This is a genomic window from Shewanella hafniensis, assembly GCF_019655335.1.
Lineage (GTDB): Bacteria > Pseudomonadota > Gammaproteobacteria > Enterobacterales > Shewanellaceae > Shewanella > Shewanella hafniensis.
The window spans coordinates 17,045-27,227 of record NZ_BPFD01000066.1; the positions used below are offsets into that span (position 1 = coordinate 17,045).

Genomic DNA, 10,183 nt, shown 5'->3' on the forward strand with positions numbered 1-10,183 from the left:
AACCCCAGCGAATATGCTGGAATGGCGAAAGCGCAGCCATAGGCTCAGGCTTTATGGTTTGTATTTGATATTTGGGGGAGGCGGAGTGAAGAATGGTTCACGCTACTACCCTGCTTAGCAGGTAGCAGCAAAAAAATTGCGGGCTAGTGCTAGGCGTTAAATCCTGTCTTTTGGACAGGGCGTCTACTATCGCTTATGTGTGTGCCCACAGTGGGTCTCCGCAATGATTAAAAGTCGCCATCATTCTAATGGGCCAAAAGTGAAAGTCAACCGCACAAATCGTTACCTATGTTTTTGTTTAAATTTAGATTTTAATCAGATGTAAATATTATGGTATTGCTTGAGTTTGTGTATGGTTATTGGGCTGGTTGATGGATTTATGTGCAGCTGCTTGTTGTTGATTTGTTTGTTTTATGGGTGTTGGCTGTGATGCTGACTATATGAGGTGTCTAATCTTTATTATCGGATATCAGGTATCGGATATTGATGCGTCGATTGAGTTTGGCTAACACCTTATCTCAAATGGATTATTTGGCATTGATGCGCATCGGGTATACCCTTGTTGTGTCAGTTCCTGTGAGTCAAACTGATCTCTCTGACAAATTAAGACAGGTCGCCGTATTCAGATTTGGAGGTATTAAGCCGTGGCATACAATATCGATGTTGATGGGTTGGACTCCATGGCTGCGGCTGTTGAACATAATGACATCGAACAGATGAGAGTCGCCAATATCAAAATCGCCAGTATCAATCTGTTTAACTTTATTGAGCCGCCTTTGGCTTACTACGACTTTGAAAATATCTATAGCCATGGTCAGTGGCAGAAAAAGTGCCAATGGCTGAGTGAGTTTCTCACCCATCGCCAGCCCGATATTGTCGGATTTCAAGAAGTGTTCAGCCCTGAACCACTCAAACGAATCGCCAGCGAGCAAGGGCTAGCGCATTTTGCTATCGTCGATGAACCTACTCTTATCAGTGATTATATTTATCGTAGCCCTGTGGTTGCGCTTGCGTCCCGGTATCCCATAGTGGAAATCAGCAGTGTCGAACCTGATGCACGCTTAGTGGCAGCAATGGGATTATCGAGTGAATTTGCCTTTAGCCGTAAGGTGCTGCGCGCAACCATTGAGGTGCCGCACATTGGTAAGTGTGATTTTTATGTGGTGCACTTTAAGTCAAAACGCGCTGGATTAGCGCTCGAGCCTAAGCTAATTGAACCTAAGCGATTTGAAAATCAGCCCCTAGGATTCGATAACTCGGCGCCAGCAGCGAGCATAAAACTGCATTCAGAAACCCAATTACTCACCGAGCAAGCTTTAGGCCGCTGGGCATCCACCATGCAGCGCGGCGCGGAAGCTGCGTTATTATTCAATGGCATATTAGTACGCAGACAAGCATCTAAATATCCCGTCATAGTGATGGGCGACTTTAATGACAGCCTGACAATGGGCGCCTTAGATGCGCTAACAATACAGGGCGAGAGTATCCACAGTAATGACATAAAAGCTGCGGGCCTTGGGCATTTATCGGATGCGGCGTTAGCGGCGGTGTTTGCTCAATATCAACTTAAGGATGCCTATGAGTTATTTATCGAGGCCAACCTATTTATCAATGCCAATCAGCAGGGCAGTTTGACGGGTAATACCGCTTACCATAGGGAACACAGAGCGGCGACCCATTACTATGGCCCTAAAGGTTCTGTGCTGGATTATATTTTGCTTTCGAGCGAGTTCGATGCGAGCCATGGCCGCAGTTTAGCCCAAGTGGTGGATTATCAAACCTGCGACAGGCATTTAGTCAGACCCGAATATGAACGCGATGCCTACAGTACTGACCATGCGCCCGTCATTGTTGAGCTGGCGCTGCGAAGCTAAGCCAATCCTTCAATTCAGCGCATTTTAAATCAGTTAATATCACGCTAACTCAACTTATCTCAAACCGATTTGCGCATTAGGCGATATCGCGGATAAGCCCCATTTGAAACCAAGCTTGCAGTGCCTGCAGCACTTGCACCGGCGCCTGCGCGTCGCTAAAAAATGCCAACATCATTTCGCATTGTTCGGCAAAGGTGGCACCGCCGATAAATCCCAGCAGCAGGGCGAGTTGATAGTCTGACAGGGAAATAAACTCAGTTAATCGGCTTTCGCCGCGCCAAAGTAACCAAGCTCGTTTGCCTTGATAATCGGGACTGGGCGGTGATGCTTGCTGCTTTAATGCTTGCCACGTTTCCACCGCATTACTGTTGCATTGAAATAGCTGCACGCTGGGGTGAAAACGCAGTTGGCAACCCGGCCATTGCTCGGCAGGCAGTGCTTGCAGGCGCGAAAAAGTGGCGCGTTCGGTATCAAAAGCATCGAAGGCATTTAATAAACGCCGCTCGAAGCGGGCAATATCGGCAATGATCGGATACTGACTGAAAAATGCATCTTGGGTTAAATAGTCGGGCAGGGCATCGGCAAAATTGCGTAGTGAGGTAAACGCCGATGGCTGACTGGCAATATAACCTTTGGCCATGCGTTCAAAGAGTTCATCACCCAGATAGATGCCCAGCATTTCGTGGTCGGTTTCGAGGGTTTCGGTTAAACGAATGCGATAGGCATTGGCATAAATCTGCATCCGAATATCAGCATTAATGCCGCCTTGCTCGGCAATCTTATCTTTGAAGGTTTGCGTGGTTTGCTCAAGGGTTGACGGCGTATCAACCGCAGCACTCGCCAGCAGATAATCCATAAATGCGTGTTGCAACTGCTGAAGTTGGCTCATGCGATAACCTTTCCTTCCTGCATGTTCTTTCTACCTTTGGCGGCGTTGAGTGGATGCGCCTCACCTAAGGTATCGCGGGCGATATTTCTGGCAATCGTGAGTTCGGCTTCGAGGGCGGAAAACGCGGGGATATTGGCGTCGCGTTCTATCATAGTGCTGATGCCGCCAAAACGTTTCAGTGCCGCGCGGTAGAGATCCCACACGCTGCTCGGTACATCATGGTCGTGCGTGTCTATCACATAGTCGCCATAGTCGCTGTGTCCGGCGAGGTGGAATTGCTGCACCCGTTTGGGATTGATTTTATTTAAATAATCCAACGGATTGAAATTATGATTGCGAGCACTGACATAAATATTATTGATGTCTAGCAAGATTAAACAGTCAGCGGCCTCGGCAACGGCATTAACGAACTCCCATTCGTCCATGCTGGAATCTTGATACGACAAGTAGCTAGACACGTTTTCCATCAAAATGCGCCGACCTAAAAAGTCTTGCACGGTTCTAATCCGTTGCGCTACATGCTTAACGGTTTCTTCGGTATAGGGCAGTGGCAGGAGATCATGGCTGTTCACCCCGTGAATTGAGGTCCAGCAGATATGATCGGAAATCCATTGGGGCTGCACATCGTTGGCGAGCTGTTTTAAGGCTTTAAGGTAATCCATATTGAGCGGGTCGGTACTGCCAATCGACAGGGAAACCCCGTGCATCACCAATGGATAACGCTCGCCAATTTCCTTGAGGTAATAGCGGGGTTTACCGCCAGCGACCATGTAGTTTTCCGAGAGCACTTCAAACCAATCGATATCGGGCTCGGTATTGAGCACAGCATCGAAATGCTGCGTCCTCAGACCTAAGCCAAAACCTAATGCTGCTTGGGTGATGACATCTTGCGCCACATTGACTCCTTATCCTTAAGTCTGCTGTTGTTGTATGGGTTAACAGGGTGGTAAACAGGGGGATAAACGTGACCAGCACAAACTGGTCACGATTTTTAATCAGCATATTGGCGCTTAAGCGCCTGCTTTGCCGCCGATATCACCGCAGGATTTTGCCGGTGCTGCGACAAAACCACTGCCTTTACAGCTGGCGTGTCCGGCGCAGGCGTTATCGGCAGTTTTACAATCGTTATGGCCTTTGCAGGTGTTAACGCCATAGCAGTGAACTAGTTCGGCGTTGGCAATTTTGCCTACCCAATCATCGGCGACTTTACCGCCGACATCACCACAACTTTTTGATGGCATAGCCACAAAACCACTGCCTTTACAGCTGGCGTGTCCAGCACAGGCGTTATCGGCGGTTTTGCAATCGTTATGGCCTTTACAGGTATTCACGCCATAACAATGTACGAGATCGGTACTGTCGGCGCCAGCCATAGGTTCGGCTGCATTGGCGTAACCCGCCATGCTTGCCATTGCCATCGCTAATGCGGCGCCCGTCAGTGCAGTTTGTGTTTTCTTATTCATGGTTCTAATCCTTTTGAGTGTGACTGCTAATGAGTAATCATGATTTGGTTGCTTTGATAACGACTGCTGTAAATCGACGACTTATAAAGCAATGACTAATAAACACAGGAGTAAGCCTAGTTGTTATCGAGTGATTCGTTTGAATATCTTGTGCGCTGGCTAAACGAGCTTTTCGAATGCGCAGTGCTTTTCCTGTTGCGTTAATGAGACCCGCACTTAGACCAATATCTTTCAATTTAAGTTAAAATGATGTTGTGAAAATCGAGACCTGCGCGATCGAGAGAGCCGGGAAATCGCCCTATTTATGGAAAAAAATGGCGTTTCTTACACAGGTTTTACGACGTAAATAAGGTATGATCGGCAACCCGTGGATGATGGTAAATAAGCGCTGCGGCGCGTTCGGTACTCGCACTTAGGTGGCATTGGGTATATCATCCGTTTCCCATTTTTTAGACTGCAGCCCTTTTTTAGTGGCGGCACTATTTTTAAAGGCAACTATGGCTATCAGAATCAAACTTAAACCCGGCCGCGAGAAGTCACTCGAGCGTCGCCATCCTTGGGTTTTTTCCAATGCTATTCATAACATTAAAGGAAAACCTGAAGCGGGTGAGACCGTCGATGTGGTCGCCCATGATGGTCATTGGTTAGGTCGTGGTGCCTGGTCGCCTGAGTCGCAAATCCAAGTGCGGATTTGGACTTTTGATCGCGAAGAAGAAATTGATCGCGCGTTTTTTGCCAGACGTTTGCAGCGGGCGCAAATCGGCCGTAACGATCTGATCCGCGAGCAAGGCTTAACGGGCTATCGTTTAGTGGCCGCCGAGTCCGATGGTTTACCTGGGATCACCATCGACAGATACGCCAATGTGTTGGTGTGTCAGTTACTGAGCACAGGTGCTGATTTATGGCGCGACACCTTAGTTGAGTTATTGGCCGAGCAATATCCAGATTGTGCTATCTATGAGCGTTCCGATGTGGATTCCCGTAAGAAAGAAGGCCTGCTGCCAGTTACCGGTTTACTGCACGGCACGCTGCCTGAAATGCCAGTGATTATCGAAGAAAACGGCATCAAGATCGCCGTCGATGTGATTAAAGGCCATAAGACAGGTTTCTATCTCGATCAACGGGATAATCGCGCCATTGCCGCCCGTTTTGTGAAAGATAAATCGGTATTGAACTGTTTTTGCTACACGGGCACCTTCGGTTTGTACGCCGCCAAAGCGGGTGCTGCCAGCATAGAAAATGTCGATGTGTCTTCTCTAGCCTTAGCGACGGCGCGCCAAAACATGCAAGTGAACGGTTTGAGTGATGACAATGTGCATTACAATGAAGCCGATGTGTTCAAGTTGCTGCGCCAATACCGTGATGAGGGCAAGACCTTCGATGTAATCGTACTCGACCCGCCTAAGTTTGCCGATAATAAGGCGCAGTTAAATGGGGCTTGCCGCGGTTATAAAGACATCAACATGATTGCGTTGCAGTTGTTGAATCCAGGCGGCGTGTTATTGACCTTCTCTTGCTCGGGATTAATGCCTGCGGATCTATTCCAAAAAATCGTGGCCGATGCCGCGCTCGATGCGAAACGTGAAATCCAGTTTATCGAACGCTTAAGCCAAGCGAGCGATCACCCAATAGGTAGCGCCTTCCCAGAGGGATTCTACTTAAAAGGTTTAGTCGCAAGAGCTTGGTAAGAGTCGCCAGAGCTTGGTCGATAGTCGCCATAGCTTAAGCCAAGCGCTTGATATAAGCTGTCTGCGATGTGGGTTTAGTTAGAGAATAGGCCGTTTAGTCAGAGAATAGCAGGCTGAGTCAGATAACATTGAACCCTAAAAAGAACCATAAAAAATGCCAGCCCTTTGAAAAAAGTGGCTGGCATTTTTACAGCGTATTTTGACAGTGTTTTTACATCTGCAGCCGTGTGACTGGGATGTGAGTGTTAACGCTTAACTTATTCGGCTTTAAAGGTTTTTACGCCATCAGGGGTGCCAACTAACAACACATCTGCGCCGCGTTTGGCGAACAGACCGTTAGTGACGACACCGACGATCTCATTGATCTGACTTTCCAATTCCTTTGGATTAAGGATCTTAAGATTGTACACATCGAGGATCACGTTGCCGTTATCGGTCACAACGCCTTCGCGGTACACAGGATCGCCGCCTAGCTTAACTAACTGGCGTGCCACATAAGAGCGCGCCATAGGAATGACTTCAACTGGTAGTGGGAATTCACCTAGTATGTCGACTTGCTTAGTGTTATCCACGATACAAATAAACTTTTCAGCCACAGCCGCGACAATTTTCTCGCGAGTTAACGCCGCGCCGCCGCCTTTGATCATATCCATATGGCCGTTGATTTCATCGGCACCGTCCACATAGACAGATAAACGATCGACGCTGTTTAAGTCATAAACGGGAATACCCAGCGCCTTCATTTTCTGAGTTGATGCCTCAGAGCTAGAGACTGCGCCTTCGATATCGGCTTTCATGGTCGCCAGTGCATCGATAAAGTGATTCACAGTCGAACCCGTACCAACACCAACAATGCTGTCTTTTTCAACGTACTTAAGTGCGGCCCAACCGGCAGCTTTTTTCATTTCATCTTGAGTCATGTTGACATCCTGTAACGGCAAATGAGTAAAAAATTCTGGGCTTAGTATACTCTTTTCCGATAAATAATGTGGCGCAATTCCACCGTGGGTGTGATCTAGATTGCAGGCATTTTCACATTAGCAAGCAGTCCCAATAACGTAAGTAACTTAAGCAGTTAAGTTGGAAAGCATTTCGCTATACGCCACTAATCTAACTAAGCTACTATGGCAAAAGCAGAATGGTTTATAGATGATTTGTAGAGGGATTTAGCATGGCAGGCGCGAGTTTATTAACCTTACTTGACGATATCGCATCGATTTTGGATGACGTAGCGGTAATGAGTAAAGTGGCGGCAAAGAAAACCGCGGGTGTACTGGGGGATGATTTAGCCCTCAATGCCCAGCAAGTGACGGGCGTAAGCGCCGATCGTGAATTACCCGTTGTGTGGGCGGTGGCCAAGGGATCATTCCGTAATAAGTTGATTTTAGTACCAGCAGCAATGCTTATCAGTGCTTTTATTCCCTGGGCTGTCACCCCTTTATTAATGTTTGGTGGACTGTTTTTATGTTACGAAGGGTTTGAAAAACTGCATCACAGTTATAGCCATAGAAAAGGCCAGCAACAACACGAAACCCAAGTAGAGAATGAGTTACCTGAGATTAAAGATTTCGCCGCCTACGAGGCCGAAAAAGTCAAAGGGGCGATTCGTACCGACTTTGTGTTATCGGCGGAAATTATTGCCATTACCCTTGGTATCGTGGCGGACAAATCCCTATCGACACAGTTTTTTACGTTAGCTGTCATAGGGATAGTCATGACCATAGGCGTGTATGGCTTAGTGGCGGCGATTGTGAAAATGGATGATGCGGGTTTGTACTTGAGTCAACGTGAAGGTGCCTCTGTATTAACTCAAATGAACCGTAAATTAGGTTTTGGTTTATTGAGCGCAGCTCCCGTATTAATGAAAAGTTTAACGATTATTGGCACGGCAGCCATGTTTATGGTGGGCGGTGGGATTTTAACTCATGGTCTACACCTAGTCGGCGAGCAAATCCACCATGCTGAACAAGCGGTTGCTGCCATTGGTGTTGTTGGACCAGTGTTTGCTGTGCTGACGCCAAGTATTCTTAATGGCCTATTTGGCGTTGTTGCTGGCGCTGTTGCACTTATTGCGATGACAGGAATACAGAAATTGCGTAGTTAACTAGCTGCGCGCATCAACCATCAAGGATGAGCACGATGAAGTTAATGAAGTACTGTATCTCCCCGAGTAAGTTGGCTTGGTTACGCAAAGAATTAGGTAAAGATGCCAACGGCTTGATTGCAGCAATGGATGCTGCGGGCACGGCTTATCTCGATAAGCTCAATGCATCGACCGAGGGGGTTGAGGGAGAGACGTTAGAAGGTGAAGTGGCGGCCGAGACTGATACGCCCATCAATACAAATGCTAAGACTCAGCGGCAAGCGCGGCGTCAGTTGGCGTATTTGTGGTTGCAACAGCGGATTGCCTTAGCGACACGTATCGATGATGCTGATATGGCGGCACTCGCAGTTTTTGAATTGCAACAGGTTCACATTGAAGTGGTTCAGCCATCGGAGTTTGATGCAGTTGTCGCGCGATTACAGGCTGAGCCAGTCTTAGGTTTTGATACTGAAACCCGTGCAAGCTTTGAGCGCGGCGTACAATATCCCATGAGCCTTATCCAAATCGCGACAGCGGACGCTTGTTATCTATTTCAGCATGCCATTTTAGGTGAGCAATTCACTCAGTTAAAAACCGTATTAGAAGATGAAAACATACTCAAAGTTGGCGTTGGATTACGCAGTGATGCGCATGCCCTCAAGCGGCAATGGGGCATCAATGTCGCTTCAAAGTTGGATTTAAACTGGGCATTGGCGCAACTGGGGGCTGATAAGGAGATGGGGACGCGCCAATTGGTGGCGACTCTGCTGGGTACCCGTATTGATAAGCCGAAAAAAATCACCCTATCAAATTGGCAGCATGTGCCTTTATCTGGCGCGCAAATCGATTATGCCGCTGCCGATGCCTTGGCAGCGCTCAAGTGTTTCAATGCGTTAATCACTCTGCTGACGCCTTTTTATCGTGTATCGACTGATCCAAAAGACGCGCCGTTAATCCCTTTGAGTCTAGTGGCGCCTTTGGCGAAATATTTCAAGGAGGTTGAATGAAGCGCAAAAACCAAGATGCCGCAAAGGAAAACAGCAGACTATTACACTCGGATATGAGCTCGCAGGGCACTAGTACCTTAGGTTTGATTTACCGCGTGCTGGGCATGTTGATCCTGCTAGCGATGATCACCCTAAGGGTGAATGCCTGGGCTTAGTGATTTTGTGAGCATCTGCTAACAGGTAAAAATAAAGGAGAACGCTATGTTAGATGCCATTTGTGAACTCGAAACAGAGGATCATTTAACAGCGAGAACCACTTACAGTGTTTTTAAGTTTCAGCAATTACCCGATGAAGATATCGAGCGCTTACGACAATGGTTAATTTGCCCTGCGTGCGGCGGAAAAGCGTATTTCCGTAAAGCTTCCAAGGATGGCAAAGCCGCCTGTTTCGGCTCGCGTTATCACCAAGCCGATTGCATTGAATTTAAACCCTCGGCGCAAAAATCCCGCGAGGAACAAGATGCTATCGAAGTGCAGCAACAGCTGGTGGACGCCGATGCGCTAATGATCGATTTCAGCCGCAAGCCTCGCCGCCATTCTTCCGCAAATAAAGCATCCACTGCGTCATCCGCAAGTAAGGCTGCGCCGACGTCTAAGTCGTCTTCAATATCTAAGTCATCTTCTATATCTGAGTCGTCACCATTACCTGTTGCACCGTCAATGGACGCTCAAGTGCAAGAGTCGAAAACAGACTACCAAGTTAACACTGCGGCGCGCACAACCGAGAAGCGGGTACCAAGCCAAGGGCTCGAAAAGTTACTGCACAGTTTATTGCGCGGTACTGATCTGGCGAAGTCTGATCTCTGGGTATACACAGACAGTGAGCGTAAATATCGTTGGCGGGCGAAGAACCTGTTCGTCAACTTTGCCGATGCAGACCCGCTCGACAACAAACCCCACATGTATTGGGGCACGATATCCCACACTGACCCGACGATGAGCTGGCTTAATCCGGCCGACAGTAAAGATATCGGCATTCCTATCGATGGGATAAAACAGCCATTATTAGCGCAATTTGAGATAGAAGATAAACGCTGCTTTGAAGGTGCGGGTGTTCTGGTCTAATCCCATCGGACACTTAATTTTGAGACAGTATGGTCAATAAATTAAGAGGTCTATATGAGTCTGAAGAAATCACATAAAAGTTATCCGCAGGCATTTAAAGATGAAGCCGTCTTG

General features: G+C 47.7%; 9 protein-coding genes and 1 pseudogene. 6 read left to right on the forward strand and 4 right to left on the reverse strand.

The features are described from left to right. The first annotated feature begins 644 nt into the window (after window positions 1–644). Window positions 645–1,874 (forward strand): endonuclease/exonuclease/phosphatase family protein, encoded by a 1,230-nt coding sequence (locus K5Q99_RS16695; protein ID WP_220777494.1) that lies wholly within the window; start codon window positions 645–647, stop codon window positions 1,872–1,874. 76 nt (window positions 1,875–1,950) lie between these two features. Here K5Q99_RS16695 and K5Q99_RS16700 read toward each other — a convergent pair whose 3' ends face one another. From K5Q99_RS16700 to bufA2, 3 genes are all read right to left on the reverse strand, one after another. Further along, window positions 1,951–2,763 carry an HvfC/BufC N-terminal domain-containing protein gene (locus K5Q99_RS16700; protein WP_220777495.1) on the reverse strand — a complete coding sequence of 271 codons (813 nt, stop codon included), beginning with the start codon at window positions 2,761–2,763 and terminating at the stop codon, window positions 1,951–1,953. Then, window positions 2,760–3,659, reverse strand: a complete 900-nt coding sequence (gene bufB, locus K5Q99_RS16705) for an MNIO family bufferin maturase (protein WP_220777496.1) — start codon at window positions 3,657–3,659, stop codon at window positions 2,760–2,762. Before bufB ends, K5Q99_RS16700 begins: the two co-directional genes overlap by 4 nt. Before the next feature lie 114 nt (window positions 3,660–3,773). Beyond that, window positions 3,774–4,226, reverse strand: coding sequence for a BufA2 family periplasmic bufferin-type metallophore (bufA2, locus tag K5Q99_RS16710; RefSeq protein WP_087486520.1), 453 nt, complete (start codon window positions 4,224–4,226; stop codon window positions 3,774–3,776). 497 nt (window positions 4,227–4,723) lie between these two features. On the opposite strand from bufA2, the gene K5Q99_RS16715 reads away from it, so the two are divergent. After that, a complete protein-coding gene (locus K5Q99_RS16715; RefSeq protein ID WP_106651397.1) occupies window positions 4,724–5,914 on the forward strand; it encodes a class I SAM-dependent rRNA methyltransferase in 1,191 nt (396 codons plus the stop codon). Window positions 5,915–6,171: 257 nt separating this feature from the next. Here the strand turns inward: K5Q99_RS16715 and rpiA are convergent, their stop codons facing one another. Beyond that, on the reverse strand, window positions 6,172–6,834 hold the full coding sequence (gene rpiA / locus K5Q99_RS16720; protein WP_220777497.1) for a ribose-5-phosphate isomerase RpiA: 663 nt from the start codon (window positions 6,832–6,834) through the stop codon (window positions 6,172–6,174). Window positions 6,835–7,085: 251 nt separating this feature from the next. On the opposite strand from rpiA, the gene K5Q99_RS16725 reads away from it, so the two are divergent. The 4 genes and pseudogenes from K5Q99_RS16725 to K5Q99_RS16740 form a co-directional block, all read left to right on the forward strand. Next, window positions 7,086–8,018 (forward strand): DUF808 domain-containing protein, encoded by a 933-nt coding sequence (locus K5Q99_RS16725; protein WP_105251669.1) that lies wholly within the window; start codon window positions 7,086–7,088, stop codon window positions 8,016–8,018. Window positions 8,019–8,053: 35 nt separating this feature from the next. Further along, window positions 8,054–9,004: a 3'-5' exonuclease gene (locus K5Q99_RS16730; RefSeq protein ID WP_220777498.1), complete on the forward strand. Its 951-nt coding sequence runs from the start codon at window positions 8,054–8,056 to the stop codon at window positions 9,002–9,004. Then, window positions 9,001–9,159, forward strand: a complete 159-nt coding sequence (locus tag K5Q99_RS16735) for a hypothetical protein (RefSeq protein WP_220777499.1) — start codon at window positions 9,001–9,003, stop codon at window positions 9,157–9,159. Before K5Q99_RS16730 ends, K5Q99_RS16735 begins: the two co-directional genes overlap by 4 nt. Window positions 9,160–9,205: 46 nt before the next feature. Further along, window positions 9,206–10,066 (forward strand): annotated as a pseudogene (locus K5Q99_RS16740) (hypothetical protein); the annotation flags it as partial. Between the last annotated feature and the right edge of the window lie 117 nt (window positions 10,067–10,183).